Raw genomic sequence first — 17,716 nt, forward strand, 5'->3', positions numbered from 1 at the left:
AAAACCCTCCTAATTCGAACTGACGAGAACTGGCTCAAGCACACCGGCGTAGCGGCGGTCGACCCACTTCGAGAAGTCAGGCGCAGTCTGGATCTGCCCCGATTTCGCGAACAGATCGGCGATCTTCTGCTCCGATGCGATCACTTCGTCGCTGAGAGCTGTCGGCAGACGTAGGCTGCGGCTCTGCGACACTTCGGCAGCCTTCAGATCCAATCCCACTGCTGCGGAATATTTTTCGGCCCACTCCTGTGGGTGATCCTGAGCCCACTTCGCGGCCTTGGCGAACCTGACGAGCAGATCGGCGAGAGCGGAACTGCGCTTGGGATCGGCAAGCGCAGCGTCGGAGGCCACTCCGAACCAGTAGCCGTTGGTCACCCCCTTGGCCTGGGCGATCGACCGCACCGTCAGCTGCTGCTCGGCCTGAGCGGTGTAGGGGTCCCAGATCGCCCACGCATCGGCCTGGCCCGCCTTGAACGCCGACAGCGCATCGGCGGGCTGCAGGAACACCAGCTTCACATCGGCCGGTGTCAGCCCGGCCTTGTCGAGTTGACCCAGCAGGTGGCCGTGCGCGGAGCTGCCCTTGCCGACCGCGATGCTCTTACCGCGCAGGTCACCGACGGACTGGATCGGCGAGTCCGCCTGGACGAGGATTTGGTCCCCGACGCCACCACCGTTGTAGGCCGAGACCACCTTCACTTTCGCGTTGGATGCGGCACCGAAGATCGGTGGGGTGTTGCCGGTGATGGCGAAGTCGATTTTGCCCGCGGTCGCGGCCTCGATCTGCGGCGGTCCGGACGTGAACGTCGAGAACGCGATCTGGTAGGGCAGGTTGTCCAGCGCACCCGCGGCGCGCAGCAGCGACTCGGTCCCGCCCTTCTGATCACCCACCTGCAAGGTGAGGCCCGAGAGTTCACTGAGCGGAACCGTCGTCGGAGCCTGGGCTGCACCCGTGTTCTGCTGGCGCGACACGCAGCCCGTCAGGAGCAGCCCGACCACGGTCAGCGCGATGAACGCGCGACGAAATGCTATGAGAGACAACCTAGCTCCTGTCAGATCTGAACACCGAGTTGCGAGAGCAACTCGGTGCGGTGATTGTCGTTGGCGGTCGACGAGCTGCCAGTGGGCAGCCGTGGGTCGGTGATGGCCGTCTGGAATACCACTTCACCGTCGTCCAGGACCAGCACCTGATCCGCGAGCGCGACAGCCTCGTTGACGTCGTGGGTGACCAACAGCACCCCGAACCGGTGGCGCCGCCACAGCTGCAACAACAAGGAGTGCATGCTGAGCCGCGTGAGCGCATCCAGGGCGCCGAACGGTTCGTCCAGCAGCAGCAACTGCGGCTCGGCGACCAGGGCCCTGGCCAGGGAAACCCGTTGTGCCTGACCGCCGGACAGTGTCAGCGGCCACGCATCCGCGCGATCGATCAGGCCGACATCGGCCAATGCCTGGTCGGCCCGCTCGGCCACCTCGGCGCGAGAAAGCCGGAATCGGGTCAGCCCGTAGCCGACGTTGGTGCGCACCGTGCGCCACGGAAACAGCCTCGGCTCCTGGAACGCCAGCGCCGGTGCTCCGCTGACGATGCGCTCACCGGTATGGTCCTGGGACAAGCCGGCCAGCACGCGCAGCACGGTCGATTTCCCGGATCCGCTACGCCCCACCAATGCGACGATCTGGCCCGCGCCGACCGCGACCGAAACATCCTTGAGCACATGATGTTCGCCGTACCACTTGTCGATGTGCCGCAGTGATCCGGCCACCCCGGTCTGGCGATCGTAGGTCACGGTCATGACCGATACCTCAGTGCGCGGCGCTCCAGGGAACGCACGATCGCATCAGTCGTGATGCCCAGCAGCGCATACACGATCAGACCGAAGATGATGATGTCGATGCGCAGGAAGTCGCGTGCGTTGTTGATCAAGTAGCCGATGCCTTTGTCGGCGTTGATCTGTTCGGCGACGATCAACGTCAGCCACGCGATCGCGAGTGATTGCCGCAGGCCCACCAGTACCTGGGGCGCGGCGCTGGGCAGAATGATGTTGGCGAACCGCTGACGAAATGAAAAGCCAAGCACCTCAGCTGTTTCGAACAATTTTGGGTCGACCTGTCGGATAGCCGAGAAGGTGTTGAGGTACAGCGGGAAACTGACACCGAGCGCGACCAGCAGAACCTTGGGAAGTTCGCCGATACCGAACCACAGGATGAACAGCGGGATCAGACCGAGGTGAGGTAGCGCCCGCAACATCTGCATAGGCGGGTCGACAGTCGCCTCGGTCCACCGGGACAGGCCCACCGCGCTGCCCAGGCCGATCCCGATCACGCCGCCGAGCAGCAGTCCCTGCACCACCCGCGCTCCGGATACCCGCAACGCATCGGCGAGCTGACCATTGCGGATGAGTTCGAGCCCGGCCTCGGCGATCAGCGACGGTGCCGGCAGTACTTCTTGGGAGATGAATCCCAACGCGCTGCCCAGCTGCCACAACGCCAGCAGGAACACCGGCGAAGCCCACCGGGCGATCGTCCACTTACGCTCCCGGCGGCGTGGACGGGTGCGTGAACCGGCAGGCAGGACCGGCGCAGAAGCCTGCACGGCTGATGTGGTCACGGTGTGTGGGTCCCCCGGCGGCACGTGGGTGGCTGACGATCGGCACGCGACAGCACGAATCAGCCGCGTCCATCGACCCTAAAAACGACCGCTCGCCCGGTGAAGGGTTTGATTCGTGGTGACCAAAAGATCCGGGGGTCAGCGCCAGCCGTCAGCGGCCTTGGCGGCGCGAACCAGCGCATCGCACAGTTCCCGCAACTCGGCCGCGGCCGCACCCTCGTCGACCGCGGTCGCGACGTCTTCGGCGGCACACCGCACCTGGAACACCCGATCGGACAGTTCGGCGGCCTCGTCGGCTGAGAGCACCACGGCATCCTCGGGAATGGCGCTGCCCTTGACCAACGCGCGCTGCTCGTAGGCGCGCTGCCGGCAGGACTGGCGGCAGTACTGCCTGCGCCGGCCCATCCCGACGTCGGCCACCTCACGTCCACACCACCGACACGGCTGGGACCGGGAACGACGCGTCACATCATGTGACTGTAGACGGCATGGCGAAGTGATCCCGGTATCATGGGGGGTCGAGTCGGGAACCGTAGCGAGTGGTCTTGCGTTGACTACCCGGACTTCATAAAGGGCTCCGGCCCTTGACAGACACTGAGGAGAGTTGACGATGGCTGATCGTGTCCTGAGAGGCAGTCGCCTCGGAGCCGTGAGCTACGAGACGGACCGCAACCACGACCTGGCGCCGCGTCAGATTGCGCGGTACCGCACCGAGAACGGCGAGGAATTCGAGGTTCCGTTCGCCGACGACGCCGAGATCCCCGGCACCTGGCCCTGCAAGAACGGCCTCGAGGGCACCCTCATCGATGGCGACCTGCCCGAACCCAAGAAGGTCAAGCCGCCGCGCACCCACTGGGACATGCTGCTGGAGCGCCGCTCGATCGAGGAGCTCGAAGAGCTGCTCAAGGAGCGGATGGACCTGATCAAGTCCAAGCGCCGCGGCAGCTGATCGCCGCCTAGCTACCTGACGATGCCGCGGGCGCGGTCCAGTCGCCCGCCGAGGCCCCACTGGGCGACCTTGACCATCGCTTCGCGGATGTTCGAGCCGCTCATCTTCGACACGCCGAGTTCGCGCTCGCGGAACGTGATGGGCACCTCGGTGACGGTGAACCCGCTGTTGATCGTGCGCCAGGTCAGGTCGATCTGGAAGCAGTAGCCCTTGGAGTCGACCGCGGACAGGTCGATCTTTTCCAGCACCTCACGCCGGTAGGCGCGGTAGCCCGCGGTGATGTCGTGGATGCCGACCCCAAGCAGTACACGGGAGTAGGTGTTGGCGGTCTTGGACAGCACCAGCCGCCGGTAGGGCCAGTTGCGCACCGTGCCGCCCTGCACGTAGCGCGACCCGATCGCCAGGTCCGCGCCGTTGTCGATGGCGTCGAGCAGCCGGTAGAGCTGTTCGGGCGCATGGCTGCCGTCGGCGTCCATCTCCACCAGCACGTTGTACTGGCGGCTCAGACCCCAGGCGAACCCCGCGAGGTACGCCGCGCCGAGGCCGTCCTTGGCGTTGCGGTGCATCACGTGAACCCGGTCGGTGTCGGCCAGCGCGAGCTCGTCGGCGAGCTCGCCCGTCCCGTCGGGGCTGCCGTCGTCGACGATCAGCACGTGCACCTCAGGGCAGGCCTTGTGCACCCGGCCCACGATCAGCGGCAGGTTCTCCAGCTCGTTGAACGTCGGGATGATCACCAGGGTGCGTTGGCTGGGCCGCACGGCGCCCGTGTTTCCCCGGTCGGTCATGACTCTCCTTTGTCGTGCTGCCCGGCCAGGGCGGCGGTTGAATCGCCCTGCTCCGGCGTGTTCTCGCCGTCGTCTTCGCCCCCGGACATGCTGCCTGCGTCCCGTTCCCGCCGCCTACGACGCAACGGACGCATGAACCAACCATTGTGCAGCATGGCCCCGATCACGACCGAAATGGCGGCTCCGACCAGCACCCATTGGACCAGCGGGCCCCATCGCGTGGCCGGGGTTTCGCTGGTCTTGAGCCGCATCGTCAGGTCCAGATACCCCGGCGTGAAGAACTGGGTGCGGGCGATTTCCGCACCGTCCGGGGCGATCACCGCGCTGATACCGGTGGTGCCGGCCACCACGACGTAGCGGTCATGTTCGACGGCCCGGGCGCGCGCGAACGCCAGCAGCTGTTCGCTCATGTTCTGGTCGAATGTGGCGTTGTTGGTCGGAACGGCCAATAGCTGGGCGCCGTTGCGCACCGATTCGCGCAGCGCCCGGTCGAAGATGACCTCCCAGCAGGTGGCGACACCGACCGGCACACCGGCGGCGTGCACGACGCCCGAACCGCTGCCGGGCACGAAGTAGCCGGCCCGGTCGGCGAACGACGACAGGTGCCGGAAGAATCCCCGCCACGGCAGGTACTCACCGAACGGCTGGATGATCTGCTTGTCGTGGCGCTCCCCCGGCCCCGTGACCGGATCCCAGACGACGACGGTGTTCGAGGCGTACGGATTCTGCGGGGTCCAGTCCGGGCGCGCGACGACGGCACCGACCAGGATCGGCGCGCCGATCGCCTGCGCGGCCACGCTGATCTGCTGGGCTGCGTCGGCGTTGGTCATCGGATCGATGTCCGAGGAGTTCTCCGGCCAGATCACGAACTGTGGCTGGGGTGCCCGGCCGGCGCGCACGTCCTCGGCCAGCTGCACGGTCTGGCGGACGTGGTTGTCGAGCACCGCGCGGCGTTGACTGTTGAAGTCCAGCCCCAGCCGCGGCACGTTGCCCTGGACGGCGGCCACCGTGACCGTCGGCTCGTTGCCTGCTCCCCCGGCGGCGCGACGGACCTGAGGGGCGGCCACCGCGGTGGTGAGCAACACCGCGGTGATGCACAGCCCGGGCAGCAGCACCCCGGGCAGCGACACGTGCCCGGCCGGCTTGGCCTGGCTGCTGTGCTGCCACCAGCGTGCGATCTCGAGCACAAGCGCCGCCAGCGACGTGCCCATCAGGACGATCCCGAACGACAACAACGGCACCCCGCCGAGCTGCACCAACGCCAGGAAAGGGCCGTTTGTTTGCCCGAAACCGACTACGCCCCAAGGGAACCCACCGAACGGCACGGTCGACTTGAGCCACTCCTGAGCCGTCCACAACAACGCGAGCCACAGCGGCCAGCCGGGGACCCGGCGCACCACCACGGCCAGCAGCCCGAAGATCGCCGGGAAGAGCGCCTCCATGGCGGACAACGCCAGCCACGGCACCGGGCCGACCAGTCCACTGATCCACGGAATCAGCGGAATGTAGAACGCCAGCCCGAACAGGAAGCCGTAACCGAAGCCACCGGCCGGCGTCGTCCTGGGGTGCATCAGCACCCAGCTCAGCAGCGCGAAGCTGACCACCGCCGACCACCACCAGCCGATCGGCGGGAAGCTGATGCACAACAGCAGCCCGGCGGTCACCGCGACGAGGAGCCGGAACATCCGTGGCGGCAGTGCGGTGCGGATCCAATTCAGCAGTCGGCTAGCCATGAAGCACGACACCCCGGTGCACGGTTTCACGGCAGCGCGGCAGCGGATCGCCGGGCGCCAACCGCGGCAGCGCGGGCACCCGCGAGCGCGGATCGGTGGACCAGCGCTGCACGCCGTCGGCCGGAGCGGCCACGTCCAGGCCGCCGGCGCCGAGCTCCCACACCGCGTACGACGCGGGCGCACCCGGGACCAGGGTCCCGCTGACACCGTCCCGCACCCCGCCGGCCCGCCACGCGCCGCGAGTCGCGGCGGCGAACGCCGCACGCACCGAAATCGAACTGCCGTCGGTCTGGTGATTGCTGGCCGCACGCACCGTCCCCCAGGGATCGATGCTGGTCACCGGGGCATCTGAGCCGAACGCCAAAGGCACGCCTGCCGATGCTAGTAGTGCGAGCGGGTTGAGCGCGGCCGCTCTACCGATACCGAGGCGGCGGGCGTACATCCCGTCGGCGCCACCCCACAGTGCGTCGAAATTGGGTTGCATGCTGGCCGTCACCCCGCACTGGCCCAAGGTGGCCGCCTGCTGGGCGTTCACCATCTCCAGGTGCTCGAGCCGGTGCCCACAGCGGGCGACGGCGGGCGCGCCGAACCGGTCGACGAGCCGGCTCAGCGCCTCGACCACCGCGGTCACGGCGGCGTCGCCGATGACGTGGAATCCCGCGGTCACGCCGGCCTCGGTGCAGGCGAACAAATGGTCGGCAATGGCCTCGGGGTCGAGGTAGCAGTTACCGGTGCTGTCCGGGGCGTCGGCGTACGGCCGGCACAGCCAGGCGGTGTGCGAGCCCAGCGCGCCGTCGACGAACAGGTCTCCTGCCAGCCCCTGCGCGCCGGTGGTCTCGATCAGGGCGGTCGCCTGGGCGGCGCTGGACACCGCCTCACCCCAGTAGCCCACCACCTCTACCCCGTGCTCGGTGGCGCGCAGCTCCTGCCAATCGTCAGATCCGCCGATCTGGGGTCCGGCGCACTCGTGCACGGCGACGATGCCCGCGGCGGCCACCGCGTCGAGCGCGGCGCGCCGGGCCTCGGCACGCTGACGGACGGTCAGCAGGCGGCGGGCCTCGGAACGGACCAGGTGGTGAGCGTCCGCCGACAGCGGGCGCTGCGGGTCAAATCCGGCGACCGCGGGCAGGCCGGGCACCAGCTCACGCAAACCGGTCGAGGCCACAGCCGAGTGAACGTCGATGCGGGCAAGGTAGGCCGGGGCCGCCCCGACGACGGCGTCGAGATCCTCGGTGCTGGGCGCCTCATCACGAGCCCAGCCGGTGTCGTCCCAGCCATGCGCCCAGACCGGCTGGCCGGGATGGGCGGCGACGTGCTCGGCGACCAGGGACAGGCAGTGCTGCTTGGACGTCGCACCCGTCAGGTCCAGGCCCGTCATCAGCAGACCGGTCGACGTGACATGGATGTGGCTGTCGACGAAGGCGGGTGAGACGAACGCGCCGTCGAGGTCGATCGTCTGCGCGTCCGCGAACTGGGATCGGCCGACCTCGTCGCTGCCCAGCCAGGCGACGACGCCGTCGCGCACCGCCATCGCGGTGGCATCCGGGTGCGTCGGGCTGTGGATGCGCCCGCCCAGAAGCAGTGTGGTCACGGTCAGTCAGTCTCCCCCGCAGCTGCGGGACAGACGCAACGGGATCAGTACCGGCGGACGATGTTGGCGTCGTGGACCGGTCCGTGAACCTGTTCCTCGATGATCTCGCCGTCGATGTAATCGCCGCGACTGGAGTAGCCGGGCGCGGTCAGGTTGATGACGCTGACCCGGCGAGCGATGCCGCGGGTGAGCAGCATGCCGGCCACTGGTCGCACCACCCTACGAGTCGGGGGCAGCAGCATCAGCGCGCCGACGGCGGTGGAGACGATCCCGGGAATGAACATCAGGACGGTGCCGAGTGCGACGAGCATGCTGTCGGCGACCGCGCCCTGTGGGTCGGTCCGGGTGCGCTGCAGTTTGAGGATCTGCTTTTTGACCTGCGAGCCGGCCAGCGCGACACCGATGACCGAGGTCGCCAGCAGGATCAGGAGCGTCCAGCCGATGCCCACCGACCAGGTCAGGGCAGCCAGCACCGCCAGCTCGACCACGGCGTAGAGGAAGAACGTCCGCATCACCATGTACTGGCAACGACTCGCGTACCGGTCGGGTTCCGGTTGCCGCTGATAGCAGCCTGAGAGTTCGGTTACGCGGTGATCTCGAGCGCGACATGCACCTTGTCGATGCCGCCGCGAACAACGCTGTGCAGATAGAACCACCACGAGTGCTGCCAGTAGCGGCGCAGCACCTTGTTGTAGACGTCGCGGGTCTCCGAATCCGGCAGCACCCGCGCCGTCGCCTCCACCGCCGGGCCCTTCGGCTTCCCGAGCACGTGACATTCGGCGATGGTGACCCGCGGGGTGTTGCGGATCCGCTTCACCTTCCACGAAACGCGATCGGTGATGACCAGCAGACGGTCTCCGTCCGGGACACCCCAGATGGCCGTCGGCTTGGGGGTGCCGTCCTTGGTGAACGTGGTCAGCAGCAGATATTTCGACTGGGCGACATCGTGAAAGGTGGGCGCCATGGGTCAGGCGGCCCGCAGTTCCAGGCCGACGTTGCGCTTGGTGCCCCCGCGCAGCTTGGAGAAGAAATTGAACACCTTGCCGAGCAGCCCGTACCGGTTTCCGATCGCGTCATAGACCCGCTCGATCTGGGGGCCGCCGTCGAGGATGGTCGCGACCGCCTCCACGGCTTCGCCCTTGACGTTGCCGCTGCGGTCGCAGACGGCCAGCGTCACCCGCGGGGTGTTCCGAATCCGCTTGACCTTCCAGGAGTCCTTGCCGGTGATCACCAGAGCGCGGTCGCCGTCGGGGGCGATCCAGATCGGTGTCGGCTTGGGCCTGCCGTCCTTGGTGAAGGTGGTCAGCGAGACGTACTGAGACTTGATCACTTCGCCGAAACTGGGAGCCATCTGCCCAATCTAGCGCTCTCGTAGCAACCGGCTGGTTACCGTGCTTCCAAATCGCCTTCGGTCTCCAGCAGCACCTGACGCAGCCCGTCCAGCGTCGCCGGATCCGGGTTCTCCCACATGCCACGCCCGACCGCCTCGAGCAGTCGCTCCGACATCCCGTGCAACGCCCAGGGATTGGACTCGTTCATGAACTTGCGGTTCTCCGGATCCAGCACGTAGGACTCGGTGAGCTGCTCGTACATCCAGTCGGCCATGACGCCCGCGGTCGCGTCGTAACCGAACAGGTAGTCGACGGTCGCGGCCATCTCGAACGCGCCCTTGTAGCCGTGCCTGCGCATCGCCGCCATCCAGCGCGGGTTGACCACCCGCGCCCGGAACACCCGGGTGGTTTCCTCCGACAGGGTGCGGGTGCGCACCGCGTCCGGGCGGGTGTTGTCGCCGATGTAGGCCGCCGGCGCCGTACCGGTCAGCGCCCGTACGGTCGCCACCATGCCGCCGTGGTACTGGAAGTAGTCGTCGGAGTCGGCGATGTCGTGCTCACGCGAGTCGGTGTTCTTGGCGGCCACCACGATTCGCCGGTACTGGGCGGACATGTCCTCAGCCGCCGGCCTGCCGTCGAGTTCACGACCGTAGGCGAACCCGCCCCACGCGGTGTACACCTCTGCCAGGTCCGCATCGTCGCGCCAGTTGCGGCTGTCGATGAGTTGCAGCAGACCAGCCCCATAAGTTCCCGGCTTGGAACCGAAAATTCTTGTGGTGGCGCGCCTTTCATCGCCGTGCTCGGCGAGGTCGACCTGGGCGTGGGCCCGGACGAAGTTCTGTTCGACGGGCTCGTCGAGACCGGCAACCAGTCGCACCGCGTCATCGAGCATCGTCACGACGTGCGGGAAGGCATCGCGGAAGAAGCCGGAGATCCGGACGGTGACATCGATCCGCGGCCGGCCCAACTCGGCCGGCGAGATGACCTCCAGGTCGACAACGCGCCGGGATGCGTCGTCCCACACCGGCCGGACACCCAGCAGCGCAAGCACTTCGGCGATGTCGTCGCCCGACGTGCGCATCGCCGAGGTGCCCCATACCGACAAACCGACCGAGGCAGGCCAGTCACCGTGGTCGGTGCGGTAGCGCTCGAGCAACGAATCCGCCATCGCGACACCGGTTTCCCACGCCAGTCGCGACGGGACGGCCTTCGGGTCGACCGAGTAGAAGTTGCGCCCGGTGGGCAGCACGTTGACCAGGCCGCGCAACGGCGAGCCGGACGGGCCGGCCGGGATGAACCGGCCGTCCAGTGCGCGCAGCACCTGCGTGATCTCGCCGGCCGTGCCGGCCAGCCGCGGCACCACCTCGGTTGCCGCGAACCGCAGGATCGCCGCGACACCGTCGTCGTCGGTCAGCTCCGCGACCCGGCCGGCGTCCCAGCCGGTGGCCTGCAGACCGGCCAGCAGCGCGCGGGCCTGCTTCTCGGCCTCGTCGACCTCGGTGCGGTCGGCGCTGCCGTCCTCAGCCAGCCCGAGCGCCTGACGCAGACCTGGAAGATGTTGCTCACCGCCGAACAGCTGCCGGGCACGCAGGATGGCCAGCACCAGGTCGAGTTGTGCCTCATCGGCAGGCGCGACACCGAGGATGTGCAGCCCGTCGCGGATCTGGACGTCCTTGATCTCGCAGAGCCAGCCGTCGACGTGCAACAGCATGTCGTCGAACGAATCGTCCTCGGGCCGTTCGGACAATCCCAGATCGTGATCCATCTTGGCCGCGCGCATCAGCGTCCAGATCTGCTGGCGGATGGCCGGCAGCTTGCCCGGGTCGAGTGCGGCGATGTTGGCGTGCTCGTCGAGCAGCTGTTCCAGGCGGGCGATGTCGCCGTAGCTTTCGGCCCGCGCCATCGGCGGGATCAAATGATCGACCAGGGTGGCGTGGGCACGGCGCTTGGCCTGGGTGCCCTCCCCCGGGTCGTTGACCAGGAACGGGTAGATCAGCGGCAGGTCACCGAGCGCGGCGTCCGGTCCGCAGGACGCCGACATGCCGACCGTCTTGCCCGGCAGCCATTCCAGGTTTCCGTGCTTGCCCAGGTGCACGGCGGCGTGCGCGCCGAAACCGTGCCGCACCCACAGGTAGGTGGCCAGGTAGTGGTGGCTGGGCGGCAGGTCGGGATCGTGGTAGATCGCGACAGGGTTCTCCCCGAATCCCCGCGGTGGCTGCACCAGGATCAGGACGTTCCCGGATTGGATTGCGGCCACGACGATTTCGCCATCCGGGTCCCGACTGCGGTCGACGAACAGCTCGCCGGGCGGCGGCCCCCAGTGGGTGACCATCGCGTCGGTGAGCTCCGCGGGCAAGGTGGCGAACCACTCCCTGTATTGCGCGGCCGGGATGCGAATCGGGTTGCCCGCCAGCTGACCATCGGTCAGCCAGTCCGGGTCCTGTCCGCCGCGTTCGATCAGTGCGTGCATCAGGGCGTCGCCGTCGGATGCCTCGACTCCGGGGATGTCGCCGATCTGGTACCCCGCGTCGCGCAGGGCGTGCAGCAGCGCGACGGCGCTGGCCGGGGTGTCCAGGCCGACCGCGTTGCCGATCCGGGAATGCTTGGTCGGATAGGCGGAGAACACCAGGGCCAGCCGTTTGTCGGCGGGCGCCACCCGGCGCAGGGTGGCGTAGTTGACGGCCAGGCCGGCCACCCGCGCGCACCGCTCCGGGTCCGGCACATACGAGATCAGGCCGTCTTCGTCGATCTCCTTGAACGAGAACGGGACGGTGATGATCCGGCCGTCGAATTCAGGCACCGCGACCTGGGTGGCGACATCCAGCGGGCTCATGCCGTCGTCGTTGTCGGACCAGGTGGCCCGCGAGCTGGTCAGGCACAGCCCCTGCAGGATCGGGACATCAAGGGCAGCAAGATGTTTGACGTTCCAGTTCTCGTCGTCGTGGCCTGCACCGGCGGTGGCCGGCCGGGCACCGCCGGCGGCGAGCACGGTGACGACCATGGCGTCCGCGGTGCGGAGCAGCTCCAGCAGTTCGGGTTCGGGCGTGCGCAACGAGGTGCAGTACACCGGAAGCGGGCGACCGCCGGCCTGCCTGATCGCCGTACACATCGCGCGGATGTAGGCGACATTGCCCGCCAGTTGCTGCGCGCGGTAATAGAGCACCGCGATCGTGGGACGGGAATCTGTCCCGCGCTCCAGCCCGCAGCCGTCGCACCCCTCGCAGCGCGGCTCCAGCACACCCCACGCCGGGGTGGCGGACGGCGGGTTGAAGCCGAAGCCGGTCATCAGCAGGGTGTCGGAGAGGAAGGAATGTAGGTTCCGCAGGTTCTCCACGCCGCCCTGGGCCAGGTACACGTGGGTCTGCACCGCGATCCCGGCGGGCACCGTGGAGCGTTCCATCAGATCCGCGTCGGGGGCCTGTTCCCCGCTGACGACGACGGTCGGTCGTCCACTGGCCGCCAGCGCGTCGATACCGTCCTGCCAGGCCCGGTAGCCGCCGAGAATCCGCACCACCACGACATCGGCGTCCTCGAGGAGCTCGGTGAGCTCACCCTCGACCAGTCGCGCCGGGTTGCGCAGGAGGAAATCAGCCCCGCTGGCGCGGGCGGTGATCAGGTCGGTATCCGAGGTGGACAGCAGCAACACGGTGCTAGACACCCTCCATTCGTACCGTACGACGGCCGTCGCACCCTATTCGGATCAGGGCCAGCGCAACGGTGTACGCCGTGGCCGCACGCCGAGACCATCGACCCATGCGCATCTCTCTGGACGTTTCGAAGCTCGGCGCCACGATCGGCGCGGTCGTTCACGGCGTACGACTCGGCGGCGACCTGCACCCCGGCACCGTCGACGCCATCCGCGCGGCGCTGCTCGAACACAAGGTGATCTTCTTCCGCGAGCAGCACCATCTCGACGACGACGAACAGATCGCGGTGGCCCGGCTGCTCGGCGTGCCGACCATCGCCCACCCGACCGTCACCTCGCGCGGCGATACGGTGCTGCCCATCGATTCGCGCTTCGACCGCGCCAACTCGTGGCACTCCGACGTCACGTTCGTCGACCGCATCCCGAAGGCGTCGCTCCTGCGCGCGGTGACGCTGCCCGCCTACGGCGGCAGCACCGTGTTCGCCAACACCGAGGCGGCCTATGAGCAGCTGCCGCCGGCGTTGCGTGCGCTTGCCGAGAATCTGTGGGCCACCCACACCAATCTCTACGACTATGCGGGCGGGCACGCCGAAGCGACAGTGAGCGACGAGACCCGGGACTACCGGGCCGAATTCGAGTCGTCCTACTACGAGACCGAGCATCCGGTGGTGCGGGTGCACCCGGAGACCGGTAAGCGGGTGTTGCTGCTCGGGCACTTCGTGAAGCGGTTCATCGGCCTGGGCACCAGCGAGTCGGCCAGCCTGTTCACGCTGCTGCAGAATCGGATCACCCGGCTGGAGAACACTGTCCGGTGGGGTTGGCAGCTCGGCGACATCGCGGTGTGGGACAACCGCGCCACCCAGCATTACGGGGTGGCCGACTACGACGACCAGTTCCGCTTTCTGAGCCGGGTGACATTGGCCGGTGACGTTCCGGTCGATGTGCACGGGCAGTCCAGCCGGGTGGTGGCCGGCGACGCATCGCACTACTCGGGTGTGGTGTCCCCGGATGTGGTTGCCGCAGTACCGGTTCGGGCCGCCTGAGGGATATCGACAAACGGGCTCAGCACCACCCCGACAGCGACGACCACGGCAACCGGCGCCAGCAGCGGCAGCCACGGCAGGTCGGCGGGCACCGTGGTGGCCAGGGCACCGACCGCGGCGAAGCCCGCGATCCCGACCGCCGTCGCCCGGGTGAGGGCGGCGTAGGTCAACACCAGGTAGGCCGCCGCGCACACTCCCGACGTGGCGGCCAGAATCGGGTGCGGTTCGGTCAGCACGAGCGCGGCCATCGCCGCCAGGACGGCCACCGTCGCCGCGGCGCGCACGTACAGCCCGACGAGGATGGCGATCAGCGCTGTCGCCGCCGCGGCGAGCCCGCGGTGGTCGGCGCCGAGCGCGGCGGCAGCCGTCATCGCCATCGCGAACAGTGCGGCCACCAGCCGCCGCACCGTCATGACGACCGCCGGCCACGATCGGGCACCAGACTCATCGCCTGATCGAGGGTGACCTCAGCCGGCCACGGCACCACGTCGACGCCGATGACCCGCATGTCGCGGTACATCGACGAACGCTGCAAAGCCCACATCCGCTGCAGAAGCGGCTCGTCGTCGTCGGCGAAGGGCCAGCCTTCCAGCACGTCGACCGCCACCACGGTGTGCCCCCGCTTGCACAGATCGATCAGTGCGAGCGCGAATTCGGTGTCGAGCAGCGTCGAGAACGCCACCACGACGGCGCCCGGCGGTACCGCCGCCCGCGGCGCCAAAGTGCCTGCGGTCTGCTGGTATTCGCTTCCCACACCGAGCGCCGCGTCGAGCACCCGGTAGAACTGGCGCCTGCCGATATCGGCACCGAGCCAGCGCGGCCGGCGGCCCCCGAGCCCGACGATGCCGGCCCGGTCGCCGTTGCGCAGGGCGGTTTGCACCACCTGTGTCGCGCCGCGCAACGCCCGTTCGGTGACCTCGGTGGCCGGGCCCGCGGGTTGCGCACTCATGTCGACGAGCACCACGACGTCGGCGGCCCGGTCGGTCAGCCGTTCGGTGACGTGCAGGCTGCCGCGGCGGGCACTGACCGGCCAGTTGACCGTGCGGAGCTGATCACCCGGCAGGTAGGGGCGAATTTCGGCGAACTCGACGCCCGGACCGATGTGGCGGGTCAGGTGGGTGCCGAGACGGTCGGGCAGTTCGGTTCGCGGAATCCCGGTCGGTTGCGGGGGCGCGACCGGGAAGACGAACAGGTCCGCGGCGTCGACGGTGGCGGTGCCGGTGAGCAGTCCGCCGGCCGCGTCGAGCCGGACCCGGGTGCGTAGTGGGTAGTGGCCCCACCGCCCCGCCGTGGCGGACACCGTCACGCGCCTGCCGTCGGCGGTGATCGGCTCGATGTCCAGACCGGCCACCGGCTGCAATTCCAGTGTCGTGTCGGCGTTGTTCTCCGCGAGCTCAGCGCTGAGCCGCACCGCTTCGTTCTCAAAGCACCGGGTCAGCGCCGGGTGGCCGACGACCGTCACCGACACCGGTCTGCGCTGCCAACCGATCGACGCGAGCACCCCCAGCATCGGCGCCACGAATGCGATCAGCTGCCAGCGCGACGCGATCACCGCCACGGCCAGCCCCACCCCGGCACACGTCACCAGCGTCAGCGTCAACGTGGATGCGCGCCAGTGCAATACAGCGTCGACCGAGCGGGGGCCGTCCATCATCGTCCGCTGGCCCGGGGAACCGGCAGCCGGCGCAGGAGTTGGTCGACAACGTCGGATCCGTGCACGCTGCGAACCCACATCTCCGGTCGCAGGCTGATCCGGTGGGCGATCGCGGGGACCGCCAGCGCCTTGACGTCTTCGGGGATCACATAGTCGCGGCCCGACACCAGGGCGCGAGCCCGGGCCAGCTGGACGAGGTCGAGTTCGGCGCGCGGGCTGGCGCCGACAGCCACCTGGGGATGGCTGCGGGTGGCCGTCGCCAGCGAGACCACATAGCGCAGAACGTCGTCGTGTACCGACACCTGCTCCACCAATTCCCGCATGGCCAACAGATTTTCGGCGTCCACCACCTGATTGATGGTGGCCTCTGCCGAGCCCCGGTCCAGGCGGCGGCGCAGCATCGACGCCTCGTCGGTCTCGGACAGATACTTCAGCGCCACCTTGACCGCGAACCGATCCAGCTGGGCTTCCGGCAGCGGGTAGGTGCCCTCGTACTCGATCGGGTTGTCGGTGGCCAACACGATGAACGGGGCCGGCAGCCGGTGGGTCTGACCGTCGATGCTGACCTGGCGTTCGGCCATCGCCTCCAGCAGCGCAGCCTGCGTCTTGGGAGGCGTGCGGTTGATCTCGTCCGCCATCAGCAGATTGGTGAAGATCGGGCCGGGCCGGAATTCGAAGCGGCCCGACTGCATGTCGTAGATCGTCGAACCCAGCAGGTCCGCGGGCAGCAGGTCCGGGGTGAACTGCACACGGGTGAATCGCAGGCCCAGAGCCGCGGCGAACGACCGGGCGATCAGCGTCTTGCCCATGCCGGGCAGATCCTCGATCAGCACGTGACCGCCGGCGAGCACCGTGGTGAGAATCAGGGTGAGCGCGGCGCGCTTTCCGACCACCGCCCGCTCGATCTCGTCGAGCACCGCTTCGCAGTACGCCGTCATCGCCGGGGCAGGCATGGTCATAGGTTTTCCATCCGTCGCAGGATCTCCTCGAGGCTGGCGTACCCGGGTCCGGGTTCACTGCTGCGGGTTCGGACGATGTTGTTGGGATCAACCCAGGGCCACAGCTCGTCGCCGAACACCATGCGCCCGGTCGCCTGTAACGCCGCCGGATCCCGCTGGCGGGTGGCGAGCACGAACTCACGGGCCAGCCTCGGCCGCAGATGCCGGTCCCAGTCTTCCCGGGTGGAATCCGCCCACTGAACCGTCGACTCGGTGCGCGACCGCCAGCGCCACAACGACTCCGCGGGGTCATCCGATGGAGGTTCACTTGCCGAACGGCGTTGCGCCGCAGTGACAGTCAGCCGGGCGCCGATGAGGAACACCGCTACCGCGAGCCCCGCGATCGGCATGATCCACCGGCCGGCACTCAGGACGATCGCCAACACTTCGGCGGCCACGACCAGCAGGAGTCCGCCTCCCACCAGCCGGATCACACCGGGCTCCGCAGCTCGCTGCGGACCAGGCGAAGCGCCCGCTCGGCGGTGTCACGGTGGCCCTCGTTCATCACGTGGGTGGAGAACCGGGCCTCGGCGAACAGGGTGACCAGTTCGGTGGCGCTGCCGGCGTGGATCGCGTCATGCTCGACGGCGCGGGCCAGCACCTCCGACGGGGTGTCCGAGTCCTGCGGGGCTGCGCCGGGGGCATTGGCCAGTGCGTGTTCCATTGCCGCGTAACACGCGATGATGGCCTCCCGCGGTTCACGGCTGAGGTCGCCGACTTCCGCCAGACCGCGCTCGGCCGCCAGCGCGAGCGATCCGGGTCCGGGCGGCGCCGCGTCGCGGGGATTGTCGACGGGTGGCGGTGGTGGCGGCTCCCGACGTCGTTCGCGGGCCCGGAGCACGATCGCGCCGATCAGCGTGACGAGCAGTAGGGCCGCGAAAGCGGACAGGAGATACCAGAAGAGCGGGTCGGCAGCGGGCTCGGGCGCCGGCGGCGGCCGGGGCGGGGCCTGGCCCGGCGGGCCGGTGCCGGTGGGCGTGGTGACGGGCTGCGCCGGCGGCGGACCACCGCCCAGTTCTGGCAGGCGCAGCTGAGCGAGCAGTGCGGCCACCATCAACCACGCCAGCAGGGCGGCGACGATCACCAGCACGAAGCGCCAGCTCCGTCGCACACCGACCCCGCCACCGCCGCCGGGCACATAGATTCGCGCGGCCTGCCTGGCGCGCTGCGGGTCGCGCAGCTTCGCCACGAACGCGACGATGATCACCAGCAGACAGGCCAGCACCAAGGTCAGCAGTGCCAGCAGGCTGCCGGTGCCGCCGGCCGGCTGGGTCCGCGGCGACCGCGGCGCATCCGGCAGATGCCCGCGCAGGGCGAGGCCGAGCAACAGGACCAGCGCGACCAGTGCGGCAGCCCGGTGTACGGCAGCCGTCGCCATGGCCCG

General features: G+C 68.7%; 18 protein-coding genes. 2 read left to right on the plus strand and 16 right to left on the minus strand.

Annotated elements, in window-relative coordinates; translation table 11 throughout:
- Positions 1-9: 9 nt before the first annotated feature.
- The 4 genes from D3H54_RS15495 to D3H54_RS15510 all read right to left on the minus strand — a co-directional run bounded on the left by D3H54_RS15495 (position 10) and on the right by D3H54_RS15510 (position 3,070).
- Positions 10-1,029, minus strand: coding sequence for an ABC transporter substrate-binding protein (locus D3H54_RS15495; protein WP_149383567.1), 1,020 nt, complete (start codon positions 1,027-1,029; stop codon positions 10-12).
- A gap of 20 nt (positions 1,030-1,049) precedes the next feature.
- Positions 1,050-1,787 carry an ABC transporter ATP-binding protein gene (locus D3H54_RS15500; RefSeq protein WP_149379787.1) on the minus strand — a complete coding sequence of 246 codons (738 nt, stop codon included), beginning with the start codon at positions 1,785-1,787 and terminating at the stop codon, positions 1,050-1,052.
- Positions 1,784-2,566 (minus strand): ABC transporter permease, encoded by a 783-nt coding sequence (locus D3H54_RS15505; protein ID WP_149383568.1) that lies wholly within the window; start codon positions 2,564-2,566, stop codon positions 1,784-1,786. The genes D3H54_RS15500 and D3H54_RS15505 overlap by 4 nt, the downstream gene beginning before the upstream one ends.
- Before the next feature lie 174 nt (positions 2,567-2,740).
- The gene (locus D3H54_RS15510) at positions 2,741-3,070 is read right to left on the minus strand and encodes a hypothetical protein (RefSeq protein ID WP_102807614.1); all 330 of its coding nucleotides are present in this window, start codon (positions 3,068-3,070) and stop codon (positions 2,741-2,743) included.
- Positions 3,071-3,212: 142 nt separating this feature from the next.
- Here D3H54_RS15510 and D3H54_RS15515 point away from each other — a divergent pair, with 142 nt between their 5' ends.
- Positions 3,213-3,551, plus strand: coding sequence for an RNA polymerase-binding protein RbpA (locus D3H54_RS15515; RefSeq protein WP_047330568.1), 339 nt, complete (start codon positions 3,213-3,215; stop codon positions 3,549-3,551).
- Positions 3,552-3,562: 11 nt separating this feature from the next.
- Here D3H54_RS15515 and D3H54_RS32365 read toward each other — a convergent pair whose 3' ends face one another.
- From D3H54_RS32365 to cobN, 7 genes are all read right to left on the minus strand, one after another.
- A complete protein-coding gene (locus D3H54_RS32365; protein ID WP_149379788.1) occupies positions 3,563-4,336 on the minus strand; it encodes a polyprenol monophosphomannose synthase in 774 nt (257 codons plus the stop codon).
- Positions 4,333-6,069: an apolipoprotein N-acyltransferase gene (gene lnt, locus D3H54_RS15525; protein ID WP_149379789.1), complete on the minus strand. Its 1,737-nt coding sequence runs from the start codon at positions 6,067-6,069 to the stop codon at positions 4,333-4,335. The genes D3H54_RS32365 and lnt overlap by 4 nt, the downstream gene beginning before the upstream one ends.
- On the minus strand, positions 6,062-7,660 hold the full coding sequence (locus D3H54_RS15530; protein ID WP_149379790.1) for an amidohydrolase: 1,599 nt from the start codon (positions 7,658-7,660) through the stop codon (positions 6,062-6,064). Before D3H54_RS15530 ends, lnt begins: the two co-directional genes overlap by 8 nt.
- Positions 7,661-7,704: 44 nt before the next feature.
- Positions 7,705-8,172 (minus strand): FxsA family protein, encoded by a 468-nt coding sequence (locus D3H54_RS15535; protein ID WP_149379791.1) that lies wholly within the window; start codon positions 8,170-8,172, stop codon positions 7,705-7,707.
- 71 nt (positions 8,173-8,243) lie between these two features.
- Entirely contained in the window at positions 8,244-8,624 is a 381-nt protein-coding gene (locus D3H54_RS15540; protein ID WP_149379792.1) for a PPOX class F420-dependent oxidoreductase, read from the minus strand.
- Positions 8,625-8,627: 3 nt separating this feature from the next.
- Positions 8,628-9,011, minus strand: coding sequence for a PPOX class F420-dependent oxidoreductase (locus D3H54_RS15545; RefSeq protein ID WP_149379793.1), 384 nt, complete (start codon positions 9,009-9,011; stop codon positions 8,628-8,630).
- A gap of 35 nt (positions 9,012-9,046) precedes the next feature.
- Entirely contained in the window at positions 9,047-12,649 is a 3,603-nt protein-coding gene (gene cobN, locus D3H54_RS15550; RefSeq protein ID WP_149379794.1) for a cobaltochelatase subunit CobN, read from the minus strand.
- 95 nt (positions 12,650-12,744) lie between these two features.
- On the opposite strand from cobN, the gene D3H54_RS15555 reads away from it, so the two are divergent.
- On the plus strand, positions 12,745-13,680 hold the full coding sequence (locus D3H54_RS15555) for a TauD/TfdA dioxygenase family protein (protein ID WP_149379795.1): 936 nt from the start codon (positions 12,745-12,747) through the stop codon (positions 13,678-13,680).
- Here D3H54_RS15555 and D3H54_RS15560 read toward each other — a convergent pair.
- From D3H54_RS15560 to D3H54_RS15580, 5 genes are read right to left on the minus strand one after another with little or no spacing between them, the layout of a single operon-like run.
- Positions 13,623-14,093, minus strand: coding sequence for a hypothetical protein (locus D3H54_RS15560; RefSeq protein ID WP_210419555.1), 471 nt, complete (start codon positions 14,091-14,093; stop codon positions 13,623-13,625). The genes D3H54_RS15555 and D3H54_RS15560 overlap by 58 nt on opposite strands.
- On the minus strand, positions 14,090-15,331 hold the full coding sequence (locus D3H54_RS15565) for a DUF58 domain-containing protein (protein WP_432246593.1): 1,242 nt from the start codon (positions 15,329-15,331) through the stop codon (positions 14,090-14,092). Before D3H54_RS15565 ends, D3H54_RS15560 begins: the two co-directional genes overlap by 4 nt.
- Positions 15,331-16,293, minus strand: a complete 963-nt coding sequence (locus tag D3H54_RS15570) for an AAA family ATPase (protein ID WP_149379797.1) — start codon at positions 16,291-16,293, stop codon at positions 15,331-15,333. The genes D3H54_RS15565 and D3H54_RS15570 overlap by 1 nt, the downstream gene beginning before the upstream one ends.
- Positions 16,290-16,766 (minus strand): hypothetical protein, encoded by a 477-nt coding sequence (locus tag D3H54_RS15575; RefSeq protein ID WP_149379798.1) that lies wholly within the window; start codon positions 16,764-16,766, stop codon positions 16,290-16,292. The genes D3H54_RS15570 and D3H54_RS15575 overlap by 4 nt, the downstream gene beginning before the upstream one ends.
- Positions 16,763-17,710 (minus strand): DUF4129 domain-containing protein, encoded by a 948-nt coding sequence (locus D3H54_RS15580; protein ID WP_149379799.1) that lies wholly within the window; start codon positions 17,708-17,710, stop codon positions 16,763-16,765. Before D3H54_RS15580 ends, D3H54_RS15575 begins: the two co-directional genes overlap by 4 nt.
- Between the last annotated feature and the right edge of the window lie 6 nt (positions 17,711-17,716).

This window comes from Mycobacterium sp. ELW1, assembly GCF_008329905.1.
GTDB lineage: Bacteria > Actinomycetota > Actinomycetes > Mycobacteriales > Mycobacteriaceae > Mycobacterium.

Coding starts and splice junctions, on each gene's coding strand:
- D3H54_RS15500 (WP_149379787.1), bottom strand. CDS start 1,787: ATGACCGTGACCTACGATCGCCAGACCGGGGTGGCCGGATCACTGCGG.
- D3H54_RS15515 (WP_047330568.1), top strand. CDS start 3,213: ATGGCTGATCGTGTCCTGAGAGGCAGTCGCCTCGGAGCCGTGAGCTAC.
- D3H54_RS32365 (WP_149379788.1), bottom strand. CDS start 4,336: ATGACCGACCGGGGAAACACGGGCGCCGTGCGGCCCAGCCAACGCACC.
- lnt (WP_149379789.1), bottom strand. CDS start 6,069: ATGGCTAGCCGACTGCTGAATTGGATCCGCACCGCACTGCCGCCACGG.
- D3H54_RS15535 (WP_149379791.1), bottom strand. CDS start 8,172: ATGCGGACGTTCTTCCTCTACGCCGTGGTCGAGCTGGCGGTGCTGGCT.
- D3H54_RS15540 (WP_149379792.1), bottom strand. CDS start 8,624: ATGGCGCCCACCTTTCACGATGTCGCCCAGTCGAAATATCTGCTGCTG.
- D3H54_RS15545 (WP_149379793.1), bottom strand. CDS start 9,011: ATGGCTCCCAGTTTCGGCGAAGTGATCAAGTCTCAGTACGTCTCGCTG.
- D3H54_RS15555 (WP_149379795.1), top strand. CDS start 12,745: ATGCGCATCTCTCTGGACGTTTCGAAGCTCGGCGCCACGATCGGCGCG.
- D3H54_RS15560 (WP_210419555.1), bottom strand. CDS start 14,093: ATGACGGTGCGGCGGCTGGTGGCCGCACTGTTCGCGATGGCGATGACG.
- D3H54_RS15565 (WP_432246593.1), bottom strand. CDS start 15,331: ATGGACGGCCCCCGCTCGGTCGACGCTGTATTGCACTGGCGCGCATCC.
- D3H54_RS15570 (WP_149379797.1), bottom strand. CDS start 16,293: ATGACCATGCCTGCCCCGGCGATGACGGCGTACTGCGAAGCGGTGCTC.
- D3H54_RS15580 (WP_149379799.1), bottom strand. CDS start 17,710: ATGGCGACGGCTGCCGTACACCGGGCTGCCGCACTGGTCGCGCTGGTC.